General features: G+C 61.8%; 13 protein-coding genes and 1 tRNA gene. 9 read left to right on the top strand and 5 right to left on the bottom strand.

The genetic code is table 11. From position 1 onward, the window contains the following. The first annotated feature begins 22 nt into the window (after positions 1-22). The 9 genes from dnaG to IB235_RS00475 all read left to right on the top strand — a co-directional run bounded on the left by dnaG (position 23) and on the right by IB235_RS00475 (position 10,080). A complete protein-coding gene (gene dnaG, locus IB235_RS00515) occupies positions 23-1,948 on the top strand; it encodes a DNA primase (protein WP_192334680.1) in 1,926 nt (641 codons plus the stop codon). A gap of 234 nt (positions 1,949-2,182) precedes the next feature. Next, positions 2,183-4,177, top strand: a complete 1,995-nt coding sequence (gene rpoD / locus IB235_RS00510) for an RNA polymerase sigma factor RpoD (protein ID WP_155037661.1) — start codon at positions 2,183-2,185, stop codon at positions 4,175-4,177. Between the two features lies 1 nt (position 4,178). Continuing rightward, positions 4,179-4,592 (top strand): BLUF domain-containing protein, encoded by a 414-nt coding sequence (locus tag IB235_RS00505; protein ID WP_192334677.1) that lies wholly within the window; start codon positions 4,179-4,181, stop codon positions 4,590-4,592. Between the two features lie 159 nt (positions 4,593-4,751). Next, the gene (gene rmuC, locus IB235_RS00500) at positions 4,752-6,200 is read left to right on the top strand and encodes a DNA recombination protein RmuC (RefSeq protein WP_370576793.1); all 1,449 of its coding nucleotides are present in this window, start codon (positions 4,752-4,754) and stop codon (positions 6,198-6,200) included. After that, complete coding sequence (locus IB235_RS00495) at positions 6,197-6,616, top strand: secondary thiamine-phosphate synthase enzyme YjbQ (RefSeq protein ID WP_192334671.1); 420 nt, start codon at positions 6,197-6,199, stop codon at positions 6,614-6,616. Before rmuC ends, IB235_RS00495 begins: the two co-directional genes overlap by 4 nt. Before the next feature lie 97 nt (positions 6,617-6,713). Further along, positions 6,714-7,583: an ABC transporter permease gene (locus tag IB235_RS00490; RefSeq protein ID WP_155037657.1), complete on the top strand. Its 870-nt coding sequence runs from the start codon at positions 6,714-6,716 to the stop codon at positions 7,581-7,583. Beyond that, positions 7,580-8,386 (top strand): ABC transporter permease, encoded by an 807-nt coding sequence (locus tag IB235_RS00485; RefSeq protein WP_155037656.1) that lies wholly within the window; start codon positions 7,580-7,582, stop codon positions 8,384-8,386. Before IB235_RS00490 ends, IB235_RS00485 begins: the two co-directional genes overlap by 4 nt. Before the next feature lie 56 nt (positions 8,387-8,442). Then, positions 8,443-9,540, top strand: coding sequence for an ABC transporter ATP-binding protein (locus IB235_RS00480; RefSeq protein ID WP_192335891.1), 1,098 nt, complete (start codon positions 8,443-8,445; stop codon positions 9,538-9,540). A gap of 96 nt (positions 9,541-9,636) precedes the next feature. Further along, complete coding sequence (locus IB235_RS00475; RefSeq protein WP_192334668.1) at positions 9,637-10,080, top strand: pore-forming ESAT-6 family protein; 444 nt, start codon at positions 9,637-9,639, stop codon at positions 10,078-10,080. A 213-nt stretch (positions 10,081-10,293) separates the two neighbouring features. Here the strand turns inward: IB235_RS00475 and IB235_RS00470 are convergent, their stop codons facing one another. The 5 genes from IB235_RS00470 to lon form a co-directional block, all read right to left on the bottom strand. Then, on the bottom strand, positions 10,294-10,431 hold the full coding sequence (locus tag IB235_RS00470) for a hypothetical protein (RefSeq protein ID WP_192334666.1): 138 nt from the start codon (positions 10,429-10,431) through the stop codon (positions 10,294-10,296). A 126-nt stretch (positions 10,432-10,557) separates the two neighbouring features. Further along, the gene (locus tag IB235_RS00465; RefSeq protein ID WP_192334663.1) at positions 10,558-10,770 is read right to left on the bottom strand and encodes a hypothetical protein; all 213 of its coding nucleotides are present in this window, start codon (positions 10,768-10,770) and stop codon (positions 10,558-10,560) included. 1,858 nt (positions 10,771-12,628) lie between these two features. Further along, positions 12,629-12,703 (bottom strand) — tRNA-Val (locus IB235_RS00460). 68 nt (positions 12,704-12,771) lie between these two features. Next, positions 12,772-13,122, bottom strand: a complete 351-nt coding sequence (locus IB235_RS00455; protein ID WP_192334661.1) for an HU family DNA-binding protein — start codon at positions 13,120-13,122, stop codon at positions 12,772-12,774. Between the two features lie 77 nt (positions 13,123-13,199). Beyond that, positions 13,200-15,617, bottom strand: coding sequence for an endopeptidase La (lon, locus tag IB235_RS00450; RefSeq protein ID WP_192334659.1), 2,418 nt, complete (start codon positions 15,615-15,617; stop codon positions 13,200-13,202). Between the last annotated feature and the right edge of the window lie 5 nt (positions 15,618-15,622).

The raw sequence follows: 15,622 nt of genomic DNA, 5'->3' as shown, positions 1-15,622 counted from the left end.
AGCCGATCGGATATAAGAAGGCATGAGTCTTCCGCCCCAATTCCTTGATGAAATCCGTGCCCGCGTCCCCTTGTCTCGCGTGATCGGGCGCAAGGTGGTCTGGGATTTGCGTCGCTCGAATCAGGCCAAGGGCGACTGGTGGTGCCCCTGTCCCTTCCACGGCGAAAAGACCGCGTCCTTCCATGTCGATGACCAGAAGGGGTTCTATTACTGCTTTGGTTGCCACGCCAAAGGCGACGCGCTGACCTTCCTGCGCGAGGCCGAAGGCTTGGGCTTCATCGAAGCGGTCGAACTGCTGGCCTCGGAGGCCGGGTTGCCCATGCCCGAACGCGACCCGCGTCAGGTCCAGCGCGCCGACCGCCGCACGGAACTGGTCGAGGTGATGGAACAGGCGGTGCGCTGGTTCCGCATGCAGCTGGGCACTGGGCTGGCCGAACAGGCGAGGGCCTATCTGGGACGACGCGGGCTGGACGGGGCCGCCTGCGAGCAGTTCGGCATCGGCTATGCCCCCGACCAGCGGCAGGGCCTGTTCAACGCGCTGCGCTCAAAGGGGATCTCGGATGCGTTGATCATCGAGGCCGGGCTTTGCGCCAAGCCCGATGACGGCGGCGCGCCCTTCGATCGGTTCCGAGGCCGGATCATGTTCCCGATCCGCGACGGGCGTGGGCGCTGCATCGCCTTTGGTGGGCGCTCGCTGGACCCGAATGCGCGGGCGAAATATCTGAACAGCCCGGAAACCGCGCTGTTTGACAAGGGACGCAACCTTTACAATGTCGGCCCGGCGCGGGCGGCGGTGGCCAAGGGCAAACCGCTGATTGTGGCCGAGGGCTATATGGACGTGATCGCGCTGGTCCGGGCGGGCTTCGAAGGCGCGGTGGCCCCGCTTGGCACCGCGATCACCGAGGATCAGTTGCGGCTGATGTGGCGCATCTCGCCCGAGCCGGTGATTGCGCTGGATGGCGATACTGCAGGTGTGCGGGCTGCGGTGCGGCTGATCGATCTGGCGTTGCCGATGACCGCGCCGGGTCAGGCGTTGCGCTTTGCCTTCCTGCCGACGGGGCAGGACCCTGACGACCTGATCCGCCAGAAGGGGGCGGCAGCCATGACCGGCGTGCTGGACGAGGCCCGCCCGCTGGTCGACCTGTTGTGGCGGCGCGAGACCGATGGTCGCGTGTTTGACAGCCCCGAACGCAAGGCGGCGCTGGACAAGGCGCTTGGCGACGCAATTGCCAAGATCCCCGACAAGGACACTCGCGACCATTACTTCGCCGCGCTGAAGCAGATGAAATGGGAGTTGTTCAATCCCCGTCGTCAGCCCCAGCAGGACCGCGCCCCGCGTCCGGTCTGGCAGCCCAAGGGCATGCGCGGTCCGATCGTTCCGGTGGCCCCGGTCGCCTCGACACGAGCGTCCTCGCTGTCCTCGCCCGATGCCGATGGGCGCACGGCGGAACAGATGATCGAGGCGATGATCCTGGCCATCTGCGCCACCCATCCGGCACTGATCGCCCCGGTCGAGACCCGGCTGGAGCGGCTGGAGCCCGAGGATGGCGAGCGCGCCGCGCTGATCCATGACCTGCTGGCCGGCAGCCAGTCGCAGGCTGGGCAGCGTGCCCTTGAAAGCATCATGGCCGAGCCCCATGTCAGGACCGCTCCGGCCATCCTGCGTCCAAGTGATGACGATTCGGCGGCCGGAATCCTTGCCAATGCGCTGGACCGGATCGAGGCGCGCCGTGCCGTGCGCGAAGAGATCGCCCGCGCCGAGACCGAAATCGAGGGGCTTGCCGATGAGGGGCTGACATGGCGCGTCGCGCAATCCGCCCGTGCCCGTCAGCAGGCCGACCACCCCTCGCTTGCCGACTTGTCGGATCTGGGCGAGGATCGCGCCGCGCTTTCGGCGGGGCTTAAGGCGGCGCTTGAAAACGAGATCTGGCGCAAGCCGCGCAAGTGATCGACCGTGCGGCACGTGCCGCGCAAAAGCAGACCGCGCGGCGCTGGCCGTGCGTTTGACCCTCGCGGCGGATGCCGCATCAATGACCCGCGCCGCCGTCCGAATCGGCAGCGCCGAATCACTTGGCCCTTCGCCGGGGCACGGGCTTTGAACTCGCCCGCGAACTTGGTTAGAAACGGCCGATACGCCGATCCCGATTCGCTGATTCGCGAATCACCGCTTAAGGGAGCCAGCATGGCAGCCAACGACGACGACCAGAAGCCCGAGACCAAGGACGACGATCATTCGCTGGACATGAGTCAGGCTGCGGTGAAGCGCATGATCGCCGAAGGGCGTGAACGCGGCTACATCACCTACGACCAGCTCAACTCCGTCCTGCCGCCCGAACAGGTCAGCTCCGACCAGATCGAAGATGTGATGTCGATGCTGTCCGAAATGGACATCCGCGTCGTCGAGAATGACGAAGAAGCGGACGAAGGCGAATCGGCGGGCGAACTGGCGACGACGGGCACCGGCTCTCGCGAGGTGGCGGTCGCCACCACCGAGACCGAGAAGCTGGACCGCACCGACGATCCGGTGCGCATGTATCTGCGCGAGATGGGCTCGGTCGAGCTGCTCTCACGCGAGGGCGAGATCGCCATCGCCAAGCGCATCGAGGCCGGTCGCAACACCATGATCGCCGGGCTGTGCGAAAGCCCGCTGACCTTCAAGGCCATCACCATGTGGCGGCAGGAGCTTCTTGAAGAAGAAATCCTGCTGCGCGACGTGATCGACCTGGAAACCACCTTCGGCCGCTCGCTGGACGAAGAGGGCGAGGGCGATGAGGTCGTCGACGTGGTCGTCGACACCGAGGCGCCGCGCGCCAACCCAACCGCCTCGCGCGACGAACCCGAATACGATGCCGACGGCAACCCGATGCGCCGCGCCGACGAGGAGGAAGAGGACGAGGACGGGCAGAACCTGTCGCTCTCGGCCATGGAAGCCTCGCTGAAGCCGAAGGTCCTTGAGACGCTGGAAGCGATCGCGCAGGGCTACGAAGAGCTGGCCCACATGCAGGACAACCGCATGTCCGCCACGCTGAACGAGGACGGGACCTTCTCGGCCACGGACGAGATCGCCTATCAGGTCCTGCGTTCGCGCATCGTTGGTCTGGTGAATGAGCTTCACCTGCACAACAACCGGATCGAAGCGCTGGTCGACCAGATCTATGGTATCAACCGCCGCATCGTGACCATCGATTCCGGCATGGTGAAGCTGGCGGACGCCGCCCGCATCAACCGTCGCGAATTCATCGACGCCTATCGCGGTTCGGAACTGGACCCGACCTGGGTTGACCGGATGATGGCCAACAAGGGTCGCGGCTGGCAGAGCCTGTTCGAGAAAGCGCGCGTTCAGGTCGAAAACCTGCGCGGCGACATGGCCATGGTCGGCCAGCACGTCGGCGTGGATATCGAAGAATTCCGCCGCATCGTGAACCAGGTTCAGCGCGGCGAGAAAGAGGCCCGTCAGGCCAAGAAGGAAATGGTCGAGGCGAACCTGCGTCTGGTCATCTCGATTGCTAAAAAATACACGAACCGTGGCCTGCAATTCCTTGATCTTATTCAGGAAGGCAACATTGGCCTGATGAAGGCCGTGGACAAGTTCGAGTATCGCCGCGGCTACAAGTTCTCGACCTATGCGACCTGGTGGATCCGTCAGGCGATCACGCGCTCGATCGCGGATCAGGCCCGCACGATCCGTATCCCGGTCCACATGATCGAGACGATCAACAAGCTGGTCCGCACCGGCCGCCAGATGCTGCACGAGATCGGCCGCGAGCCGACCCCGGAAGAATTGGCCGAAAAGCTGCAGATGCCGCTGGAGAAGGTTCGCAAGGTGATGAAAATCGCCAAGGAACCGATCAGCCTCGAAACCCCGATCGGGGACGAGGAAGACAGCCAGCTTGGCGATTTCATCGAGGACAAGAACGCGGTCCTGCCGCTGGATTCCGCCATTCAGGAGAACCTGAAGGAAACCACGACCCGCGTTCTGGCCAGCCTCACCCCGCGCGAGGAACGGGTTCTGCGGATGCGTTTCGGCATCGGCATGAATACCGACCACACGCTGGAGGAAGTCGGCCAGCAGTTCAGCGTGACCCGCGAACGCATCCGCCAGATCGAAGCCAAGGCGCTGCGCAAGCTCAAGCACCCGTCGCGTTCGCGCAAGCTGCGGTCCTTCCTGGACCAATAATTTGGAGACCGCGTTCTTTCTCTATCGCAGCCGCACTGAACTGACCGCAAAATCGGGGCAGTGTACGGATATCCTGAACGAGGCAAGGGCGCGGAATCTGGATCTGGATCTGACCGGCTATCTTCATCTGGAAGATGGCCGGTTTTATCAATGGCTTGAGGGGCCGGCTGAACCCTTGGCCCTTGTCCGCGACATGATCCTGCGCGACCCGCGTCACCGCAATGTCGAGTTCCTGTGGCAGGGCGGCCAACCCGAGCGGCTGTTTGACGGCTGGCGCATGGGGTTCGGCACATCCCATGCCGGGACGCTGTTCGACTGGGTTGCCGAGCGCGGGGTGAAGGTCAGCGATTTACAGGATTTCGCCCGAGGATTGCGCGATTTCATGCTGAACGCGCTGCCGACGAAATCGATCTGAGCAAGGCCGGGTTAACGCCCGGCCTTCGTCATTCAGCCATGCTTGCCGCTGATAGATGGCTGCACAACCCGAACTGCTTGATTTTACGGGGCAAAGGGTGAACACTTGCCGTGAATAACAAGCATGGCCGGCAATGACCGGCCCGGACGAGGGCAAGCAGTGCCGGAAAATATCCAAAGCTGGCTGGGGGATAGCGGGCATCTTCAGGCGCTTTTGCTGGGCGTGTCTGCGCTGGCCCTGACGCTTGGCCTGTCGCTGCGCCGGGCGCGACTGGCGGGCGAGCAGACCGCAGCCGCTCACCGCGCCGCCGAGGCCGAATTGCGCACCCGCCTTGAGGCCGAGCAACATGCGCTGCGCGATCAACTGCTGGCTGCCAGCCGGTTTGAGACCCGTGCCCAGTCCCTTGCCCAGCGGTTGGATGAGTTGCTTGAGGAACGCGACGGGCTGACCGACGCGCTGCATCTTGAACGCGGCGCCTTGGCGATGATGCAGCGCGAATTGGCCGAAACCCGGCTGGCCGCCGAAAAGGACCGCGAGGCGAGCGAACGCGAGATCCTGACCCTGCGCGAGTTGCGCGAGGAAATGACCGGCCAGTTCCGCCTGATGGCGAATGAATCCCTGCGTCAGCAGGGGACCGAGATGCAAAAGACCCACGGTGATCAGCTTAGCGCGCTGTTGACGCCCTTCCGTGAACAGGTCGACCGCTTCCAGACCGAGCTTCAGGCCCGCAACAAGGCCACGGATGAGGAGCGTGCCCGCCTGAAGGAGCAGATCGAATATCTGCATAAACGCTCCGAGCAGATCTCGCATGAGGCGGTGGCGCTGACCCGCGCGCTGAAGGGCGACAGCCAGAAACGCGGCGCATGGGGCGAGATGATCCTTGAGCGCATCCTTGAGGATTCCGGCCTGATCGCGGGCACGCATTACCTGACCCAGACCAGCCATCGCGACGACGAAGGCCGGATGTGGCGGCCCGATGTCATCGTCAAGATGCCGCAAAGGAAGTTGCTGGTCATCGACAGCAAGGTGTCCCTGAACGCTTATGAGGAAGCGGTGAATGCCGAGGACGGCCCGACCCGCGACGCTGCGCTGCGCCGCCATGTCGCCTCGGTTCGGGGGCATGTCGCGCAGCTTTCGGCCAAGGGCTATCAGGCGCTGGATCAGGGCTCGGTCGATTACGTGCTGATGTTCATCCCGGTCGAGGGTGCCTTTTCCGAGGCGCTGCGCGTCGATCCCGATCTGGCCCGACATGCGATGGAAAACCGGGTGGGGCTGGCCACGCCGACGACGCTGATGCTGACCCTGCGCACCGTCGATCACATTTGGACCGTCGAGCGGCGGGAATCGAATGCCGCCCAGATCGCTGCCCGTGCGGGGCAGCTTTACGACAAGTTGCATGGCTTCGTTTCGGCGGTCGAGGATGTGGGCGCAGCGCTGGACCGGGCGCAGAAAAGCCATGCCACGGCGATGGACCGGCTTAGCCGCGGCTCGGGCAATGTCATCCGGCAGGCCGAGTTGCTGCGCGAATTGGGCGCGCGTACGCAAAAGCGGTTGGGGGTGGATCATGACGGCGCGACGCTTGCTGCCCCTGAGGAGGCCGCCGAATGACCCTGACCCGCCTGACGGTCCAGACCCACGGCCCGGTCTGCCACGACATCACCCGCGAGGTTGCAGCGGTCATCTCGGGACTTGGCGACGGGGTCGTCACGCTGTTCCTGCGCCATACCTCGTGCTCGCTGCTGATTCAGGAAAATGCCGATCCGGACGTGCAGCGCGACCTGCTGGGCTGGCTTGAACGGATCGCGCCATCCGCTGATCATCCATCAATGGGGTGGATCACCCACCGCGCGGAAGGCCCCGACGACATGCCCGCACATCTGAAGGCTGCGGTCCTGCCGACCTGTCTGCAGATCCCGGTTGAGCGGGGTCGGATGGTGCTGGGGACATGGCAGGGCATCTACCTTGTCGAGCACCGCCGCGCGCCGCATCGTCGCGAAGTGGTGGTGAAGTTTCAGGCAGGCTGAAAGTCGGTCGTGGTCGGGGAAGAAAATGGTTCCACTTGACAGTTTCTTATGAAAACTAGCGTAAGAAAAAGGCACAGCTCGAACGAACAGGGCAGGGATGGCTTCAGGTAACCGATCACAATCCGTTCAGGGCCTGACCCTGATCTCACCCCCTCTGGCCTATGCCTTGCTGGTCATGGCTGCGCCGCTTCTGACCATTCTGGCCTACTCCTTCCTGAAGGATGGCTATCTGACGGTGGTCCGCGAATTCACGCTGGAGAATTACCGCGCCGTCTGGACCGACCCGATCGTTCGCACGATCATGCTGCGCTCATTGGGCGTGGCGGCGCTGGTGACCCTTGTGACGGTCGTTCTGGCCTTTCCGGTCGCCTATTTTCTCAGCTTCGTGGTCTCGCCGTCGCGGAAATCGATGTGGCTGTTTCTGATCACCATCCCGTTCTGGACCAGCTACCTGATCCGGGTGTTCCTGTGGAAGGTGATCCTTGGCTATAACGGCGTGGTCAATTCCGGTCTAAAAACGCTGGGCATCATCGAACAGCCGCTGAGCTTTCTGCTGTACAACGTCAACTCCATGGTCATCACGCTGGCCCATGCCTATGCGCCCTTCGCGATCCTGCCGATCTTCATCGCGCTGGAAAAGATCGACCGCTCGCTGCTTGAGGCCGGGCGCGATCTGGGCGAAAGCCGGGCGATGACCTTCTGGCGGGTGACGCTGCCCCTTGCCATGCCAGGCGTGGTTGCGGCCGCGCTGATCGTCTTCATCCCGACCATCGGTGACTATGTCACCCCGGCCCTGATCGGCGGCGGCAAGATCCCGATGATCGCCAACCTGATCCAGTCCCAGATGCTTGACCTAGACAACCGGCCGCTCGGCTCGGCGCTGGCGGTAACCGCCATGCTGATCGTCGCCGTCTTCAGCCTGATCTTCGTGGCGCTGAACCGCCGCTTCCTGAAGGTGCGGCAATGAAGGGCGGGGGGCTGCGCGCCTATGCGATCCTTTACCTGCTGTTCCTGTACGCACCGATCCTGCTGCTGCCGATCTTTGCCTTCAACTCGGGGACGGTGATCGCATTCCCCCTGAAGGGCTTCACCACCCAGTGGTTCGCCCAGATGGTCGGCAACGATTCAATGCGGCGGGCGCTGGGGAACTCGCTGACCATTGCGGTCTGCGCCTCGATCTTTGCCACCTGCCTTGGGATATTCGCGGCCCGCGCCTCGACCCGGTTCGAGTTTCCGGCCAAGGGCCCGATCATGGGCCTGATCATGCTGCCGCTGGTCCTGCCCGAGATCATCGTCTCGATCTCGCTGTTGGTGGTGCTGCTGTCGTTGGGCGTCAAGCTGAACATCCTGACGGTGATCCTTGGCCACACGCTGATCTGCATGCCCTATGCGACGGTGATCCTGTCCACGGCCTTCAACTCGCTGGACCGCTCGCTTGAGGAAGCGGCCTATGACCTTGGCGAAACGAAATGGAGCGCGTTCCGGCTGGTCATCCTGCCGCTGGTCATGCCGGGGATCATTTCCTCGCTGCTGATGAGCTTCACGATCAGTCTGGACGAATTCATCATCGCCTTCTTCCTTGCCGGGAATGAGCCGACGCTACCGACCTATATCTTCAGCCAGCTGCGCTTTCCCAAGCAGATCCCGACGATCATGGCACTGGGGACGGTGCTGGTGGTCATGTCGATCATCCTACTGACCATCGCCGAATATTTCCGCCGTCGCGGCATTGCCAAGACCGGCGCCAAGGATACCGGAGGCTTCCTGTGACCACTCCCGCAAGCAGCACGGCCGCGCATCGCGCCCGCACCGCCGCCGCGCGCCCGATGATCGAATGCCGGGGCATCCAGAAGCATTACGGCGATTACCACGCGCTGCGCGGCATCGACCTGACCATCCGCGCGGGTGAGTTCTTCTCGCTTCTGGGGCCGTCGGGCTGCGGCAAGACCACGCTTCTACGCACCATCGCCGGGTTTGAGGACATCCAGTCCGGCGTGATCCTGATCGACGGTCAGGACATGGATGGGGTGCAGGCCAATGCCCGCCCGACCAACATGGTCTTCCAATCCTACGCGATCTTTCCGCATCTGACCGTGGCCGAAAATGTCGGCTTCGGCCTGCGCCGCGATCCGCGCAGCAAGGCCGAAAAGGCCGCCGCGGTCGAGGAGGCGTTGGAGATGGTGGGCCTCAAGGGCTACGGAAAGCGCGCCTCGCATGCGCTGTCGGGCGGTCAGCGGCAGCGGGTCGCGCTGGCCCGCGCGCTGATCCTCAAGCCCAAGGTCCTGCTGTTGGATGAGCCGCTTTCCGCGTTGGACCGCAAGATGCGCGAACAGATGCAGGTCGAGCTGATCAAGCTGCAGCGGCAGGTGGGCATCACCTTTGTTCTGGTCACCCATGACCAGGAGGAAGCCCTGGTCATGTCCGACCGCATCGCCGTGATGTTCGAAGGTCAGATCGCCCAGCTTGACGGCCCCGAGGCGCTTTATGCCCGCCCGACCAGCCGCCGCGTCGCGAATTTCATCGGGGTGATGAACTTCCTGCCCGCGCATGTGCGGGGCGACACTCCGGACGGGGTCGAGGTCGAGGTTCCGGGTCTGGGCCGTGTGGAAATCCCCGCCAAGAACGTCAGCAGCAAGGACCCCGGCGACGAGGGGCCATCGGTCGGTTTCCGTCCCGAGGCCGTGTCGCTGGTCGGTGCTGGCCAGCCGGTGCAGGGCCGGGTGACCGAAGGCGTCATCGACGAGGTCGTCTATTACGGCGACATGACCTATTACGACGTGCGGCTGGATGGCTCGGCCAGTTTCGACGGCAAGGCTCGCCCGATCCGCATCGCCATGCGCAATGTCTTTGGCCGCGAGGTGCAGGATGTTGGAACACGCGCAAAAGTCAGCTGGTCGCCCGGATCCTTGGTGCTTTTTCGCTGATCACGCACAATCTATGCGTGAGCCAGCGTTACGTGAATTGCGGTAGAAGGATGGTCGTGCAAGGTTTAGGCCGAATGCAACAGACGGAGATCTGGAATGATCGCACGATCCGCCATCCTTCCCGCACTGGCACTTTCTGCCATGACCGCCGGCGTGGCCGTGGCACAGGCGACCGCCCCGACGACGGGCGGGCCCGAGGGAGCACCGACCGCACAGGCGACCACTCCCACGGTGCCTGACACGACGGCGGCCTATGAAAGCGCGCGCAACCAGCTGGGCGTTCTGACCTATTGCCAGGACAAGGGCTTTATCGACGGAAAAGCGGTCGAGACGCAGGTGAAACTTCTGGCGATGATCCCACCTGGCGATACCACTGCGGGCGATGCGGCGGAAACCAAGGGGAAATCCGGAACGGTCTCGGCCATGGGCGTCGAGCGCAGCCTGAGCGAAGCCGCAACCGAGCAAAAAACCACCGAGGACGCGCTCTGCAGGCAGATGGATACATTGCTGCATCAACTGGCAGCCCAGATCCCCAGCTGATCGCGCAATAGACCCGGCCTTGCTATGGCGTCAACGACAGGCAAGGCCGAGCGTCCGCCGTTTGCGGTGGAGCCGGCCCTCCTCAGCGATCTTCGTCAGATTCGTTGTGCTATCCACGAAAATGTAATGGATCCAGGTCACGCTGGGCAGCTTCGGTGGCCCCGTTTGTCCCGCCGATGGGATGACCGAAAAAACCTCGGATCGTGGAGTTACCTAATCCGATGGTCGGTGGTTACCCTTGGCAAGGTGCTGCTCCGGCGCCAGAGGAAGACCGATGGCCTCCTTGGCGTGAATGATGGGGTTGATGCCGTCCAAGGTATTGATGTGCAGCACATCGGTATTGGGCAGCAATCTATTTCCGCGGCCCTTCAATCAGATGTGGTAAGACGGTTCACCGTCATCGTTGGTTTCCTTGGACACCGCGCCCGGCTCCATCCGGTGCCGTTTGAGCTGTTCGCCCTTGCCGTTGCGCATCACCTACGCGAACCCGTGATCGCACAGCAGCGCGTCGCGGGTCAGCAGTTCACGTAATTCTACGCGGGTCCAGGGACTCGCCTCGCGATGGATCATCTCATAGCTCGGATGGCCCTTTTGCGCCTTGCGGGTGTCGCGGTCATGCGTTGTGAAGGGCGGGTTTCCGCAGGCTTCTGCGATCAGCCCGACAGCGGCAGTGACGGCAGGAACACGCATAGCGGTGGCGCTGGTGACAGCGATGCCGGATCCGCACCGGGACGCGGCCAAACAGGCTGTAAGCCTCGGGGACTGGTCAGTGCGAAATGTTTTGATTCAGTGGCACTTTGCCCGAAGAATCAATAAGGCACTGGATAATATTCATGAACTCGACTCTCGCAAAGATCGCTGCGTGTAATAATACAGCATGTGGTAATATTGTTGTAATTTCTCATGTTGTTCTAAATTTCCTATAATATTTATGTCAGGTAAAGCGCCGATTGCGCGGATTTTGGCGAAGAAAGAAATGTCAACGTAATCGTCAGATGTGGTGTGCCCGACGTGGCCTTGGATTTCATCGACAGTGCGAATATTTGCGTCGAGATCGCGTGCCTGCGTTTTGAAGCGATGCTGCCATGCGTAATTATGCAAATGCCATTCGGAGCGAAGTTGTTTCTTGAAGCAAAGTTCTCACACTTTTAGATATTATCACTGATTTGGCCGAATGCCTCACGAGTTTTCTGGTATGGAATGTACGATCCGGTAATTGGCACTCCGCAAAGGGATAAACTCTTTTGATAATCTACGCATGGAGCGCGACATCGCGGTAATGCCCTACCTTCGTCGTCAGCATCGGGTATGATCCGGATAACCCGCAGTCGCCATCTTGCCGCGCGTCCTCTTGCCGAAGCTGAGTGATCTCGGAAACGCGGGCACCCGAGAGTGCACAAATAATAGGCGTCTACTGTTGAGCACGGACGAATTTAGGGGTTTCGCGGATGCGCCCATATTCGTCAGCTTTCGTTTCATGGGACCGTGAAACATTCAAAGCCTTGACCGCCTCGGCGTCGGTATAACTGGCCTCAAGGTCACGCTGCTTCTTAGGCTTTGATTGCTTGATCGTTGAGTCGACGTTTTCCGGTAGTCTCCCCATTATCAGACGTCATCTAAAAGAGTGTCCGCACCTCTGACAAATACATGTGCCAAGCAGTCTTGGAAAATGGCGAAGTGAGTAACTGTTCGCGCCTGTTGAAAAGCTTCTTTTTTTGTCACCTTTCGGGTATCATTATTTCGAAAAAACTTGCGTAGGCTTTCAACTACAGGTCGTATGCGATTTACGCCATATTTCATAATGCCTGCTATAGCGCGCCTTGATATAATCAGTTCAAAGTTTTGCAAGATTTACCGGTTCGGGTGTATCCTCGGTCGGCGTGGCATTCACTAAAAGCGGTGTCGCGGGGTGGCCGGAATATTCACCTTCATTTCGCACCACCCACACGTGTCAGTGCCTCTAGCTGGATGCTGCGCAGGGCGCGGGCGATGATGGCCATTCATCGGAGGCGGGCGCGGCGTCGAAGTTTTTCGCTGAGCGCAACCGCTTGATGCGGGTCCCGATGATCTCGGGGAGGTCCTCGTCGGTAAACCGCTGCTCTGCAATTAGCGATCATCAATGCTGATGCTGGAGGTAACCGGTTACATCGGACTGTTACGCATCTGTCCGTCAAAGGTGAGGCGCTGCGAGTCGTTACTGGCCGAAATCTGGTTGGGTTCCGGCGGAAAGCGGGCAGGTGTGACCGTGTTGTTCGCCGAGATAGCTACCGCTCGGCCAGCGCGATCTGGTATTGTAGCGACAACAGCGCGCTGGGTAACAACTTCATTGCGGTTCTACGATCCGGCGCGAGGGGTGCACGTAGCTGGTCTTTTCGACGATGCCCAGGGTCTTTCTGGACCGCCAGTCGGGCGAAAAATCGTCCATCGCGGTTAAAAAGGGATCGTCGCGCCCCAGCCATCACAGACTCGCTTTGTAACAGAAACTGCGACGGTAAGACGAAATATCCCCAGCAAAACAAGGGTCTTCTTGGAATTGCTGGGGAAATTATGGTGGGCGATAACGGATTTGAACCGCTGACATCTTCGATGTGAACGAAGCGCTCTACCGCTGAGCTAATCGCCCGGTGCGGGCTAGATAGCCGCAGTCACCGGGGGCTGCAAGGGGTTTTGGGCGGAAAATCGTCCAACCGATCAATCATTTTCATCGTGGTCGTGACCCGCGTCTGCATCAGGTCCAGACTTGCGTCGGCGTAGCCGCAGCACGATCACCTCCGAGCCGGATACGTCCTTCTGCTTGCTGATCCGGGCGCGACCTAGCGGCGGCAGCGCCAGCGTCTGACCTGCCGAGATGGCTTCACCCAGTTCGGCCAGCGTCGCCTCGACGATCTCGCGAACCTCGGCGTTGCGACGTCCGACCCGTTGCGCGATCAGGGCGACCAACTGGCGTTTTTGCAGCACGGTCGCATTGTCGGGATCGGGGCGGTCGCCCGCTTCGGCCCGGCCCTTGCGTTTTCCTTGCCCCCCTGGCCCATTTTTCGCCATGGCATCTCCTGCATGATGATTATGCGGATGCGGATTGAAAAACCGCGCGAAGTTGCCCTCGCGCGGTTCGGTTTCCTTTAGTGGGCGACCGCTGTGCCGCCGCTGCCTTGCTCGCGCGCGGCGGCAAGCTTGCTGGCCTCGGCGGCTTCCTCGGCCGCTTCGTCCCATTCCACCGGCTCGGGCTTGCGCAGCAGCGCATATTCCAGAACCTCGCGGACATGGCTGACAGGGATGATCCGCAGCCCTTCCTTCACATTGACCGGAATTTCGGCCAGGTCCTTCTCGTTGTCGACCGGGATCAGTACCGTCTTGATCCCGCCCCGCAGCGCCGCCAGCAGCTTTTCTTTCAGCCCGCCAATCGCCATGGCATTGCCCCGCAACGAAACCTCGCCGGTCATGGCGATGTCCTTGCGGACCGGGATCTGCGTCAGCACCGAGACGATGGAGGTGACCATCGCGAGACCCGCCGAAGGCCCATCCTTGGGTGTGGCCCCGTCAGGCACGTGGACGTGGATGTCGATGGCATCGAATTTCGGCGGCTTCACCCCAATCTGGGGCGCGATCGAGCGCACATAGCTCGCCGCCGCGTCAATCGACTCCTTCATCACCTCGCCCAGTTTCCCGGTCGTCTTCATCCGGCCCTTGCCGGGCAGCTTAAGCGCCTCGATCTGCAGCAGATCGCCACCGACCTGAGTCCAGGCCAGACCGGTTACTACGCCGACCTGATCGTCCTTTTCGGCCAGACCATAGCGGTGACGGCGCACGCCCAGATATTCCTCGGCCTTGTCGGGGTCGACGGCGACGGACTTGACCTTGCCCTTAAGGATCTCGGTCACGGCCTTGCGGGCCAGTTTCGCGATCTCGCGTTCCAGCGACCGCACGCCCGCTTCGCGGGTGTAGTAGCGGATCACATGGGTCAGCGCCTCATCCGAGACCGAGAACTCGCCCTTGCGCAGCCCGTTCGCCGTAATCTGCTTGGGCAGCAGGTGCTGGCGCGCGATCTCGCGCTTCTCGTCCTCGGTGTAGCCGGCGAGAGAGATGATCTCCATCCGGTCGAGCAGGGGGCCCGGCATGTTGTAGCTGTTGGCCGTGGTCACGAACATCACGTTCGACAGATCGTATTCCACCTCAAGATAGTGGTCGACGAAGGTCGCGTTCTGTTCCGGATCAAGCACCTCAAGCATGGCCGAGGCCGGGTCACCACGGAAATCCTGCCCCATCTTGTCGATCTCATCGAGCAGGATGAGCGGGTTCGTGGTCTTGGCCTTTTTCAGCGCCTGGATGATCTTGCCCGGCATCGAGCCGATATAGGTCCGGCGGTGACCGCGGATCTCGGATTCGTCACGCACGCCGCCAAGGCTGATGCGGATGAATTCGCGTCCCGTGGCTTTCGCTACCGAGCGGCCAAGGCTGGTCTTGCCGACACCCGGAGGGCCGACAAGGCACAGGATCGGCCCCTTCAGCTTGGCCGAGCGGTTCTGCACCGCCAGATATTCGACGATGCGTTCCTTGACCTTTTCCAGACCATAGTGATCGGCGTCCAGCACGGCCTCGGCCTTGCCCAGATCCTTGCGGGTGCGCGACTTCACGCCCCAGGGCAGGGACAGCAGCCAGTCCAGATAGTTGCGGCTGACCGTGGCTTCGGCCGACATCGGCGACATCGACTTCAGCTTCTTCAGCTCGGCATCGGCCTTTTCACGGGCCTCCTTGCTGAACTTGGTCGCGGCAATCTTTTCCTCAAGCTCGGTCAGCTCGTTCGAGCCATCCTCGCCATCGCCCAGCTCCTTCTGAATGGCCTTCATCTGCTCATTCAGGTAGTATTCGCGCTGGGTCTTCTCCATCTGCGTCTTCACGCGGGACTTGATCTTCTTCTCGACCTGCAGGACCGACATTTCGCCCTGCATCAGGCCATAGACCTTTTCCAGACGCTCGGCGGTGTCCAGCGTCTCAAGCAGATCCTGCTTCTTGTCCAGCGCGATGCCGAGATGGCCGCTGACCAGATCGGCCAGACGCGAGGGCTCGCGCGCTTCGGCCACGGCCGAGACGACTTCCTCGGGGATGTTCTTGCGCACTTTTACATAGCGCTCGAATTCCTCGGCGACGGCACGGGTCAGGGCGGTGCGGGTTTCGTTATCGCCCTCGATCTCGGCAAGCGGTTCGCAGCTTGCTTCGAAGAAATTCTCGTTGCTGATGAAGTCCAGAATGCGCACACGCTGACGGCCTTCGACCAGAACCTTGACGGTCCCATCGGGCAGCTTCAGCAGTTGCAGAACATTGGCCAGCACGCCGGTGCGGAAGATGCCGTCCGCGGCGGGTTCGTCGACAGCCGCGTCTTTTTGCGCAGCCAGCAGGATCGGGCGATCCTGCTCCATTACAGCCTCAAGTGCCCGTACGGATTTCTCGCGCCCCACGAACAGCGGCACGATCATGTGCGGGAATACCACGATGTCCCGCAGAGGCAGGACAGGATGGGTGGCATGGGCGAATTCGTTCATGGAAT

It is taken from the genome of Paracoccus sp. PAR01 (assembly GCF_014851995.1).
In the GTDB taxonomy this organism is placed as follows: Bacteria; Pseudomonadota; Alphaproteobacteria; order Rhodobacterales; family Rhodobacteraceae; genus Paracoccus; species Paracoccus litorisediminis.
This window is presented reverse-complemented; position numbering and strand designations above follow the sequence as displayed.

Bases quoted from the DNA above. Each gene is read 5' to 3' on its own strand.
- dnaG (WP_192334680.1), top strand. From the start codon at position 23: ATGAGTCTTCCGCCCCAATTCCTTGATGAAATCCGTGCCCGCGTCCCC.
- rpoD (WP_155037661.1), top strand. From the start codon at position 2,183: ATGGCAGCCAACGACGACGACCAGAAGCCCGAGACCAAGGACGACGAT.
- IB235_RS00495 (WP_192334671.1), top strand. From the start codon at position 6,197: ATGACCCTGACCCGCCTGACGGTCCAGACCCACGGCCCGGTCTGCCAC.
- IB235_RS00490 (WP_155037657.1), top strand. From the start codon at position 6,714: ATGGCTTCAGGTAACCGATCACAATCCGTTCAGGGCCTGACCCTGATC.
- IB235_RS00485 (WP_155037656.1), top strand. From the start codon at position 7,580: ATGAAGGGCGGGGGGCTGCGCGCCTATGCGATCCTTTACCTGCTGTTC.
- IB235_RS00480 (WP_192335891.1), top strand. From the start codon at position 8,443: ATGATCGAATGCCGGGGCATCCAGAAGCATTACGGCGATTACCACGCG.
- IB235_RS00475 (WP_192334668.1), top strand. From the start codon at position 9,637: ATGATCGCACGATCCGCCATCCTTCCCGCACTGGCACTTTCTGCCATG.
- IB235_RS00465 (WP_192334663.1), bottom strand. From the start codon at position 10,770: ATGCGTGTTCCTGCCGTCACTGCCGCTGTCGGGCTGATCGCAGAAGCC.
- IB235_RS00455 (WP_192334661.1), bottom strand. From the start codon at position 13,122: ATGGCGAAAAATGGGCCAGGGGGGCAAGGAAAACGCAAGGGCCGGGCC.
- lon (WP_192334659.1), bottom strand. From the start codon at position 15,617: ATGAACGAATTCGCCCATGCCACCCATCCTGTCCTGCCTCTGCGGGAC.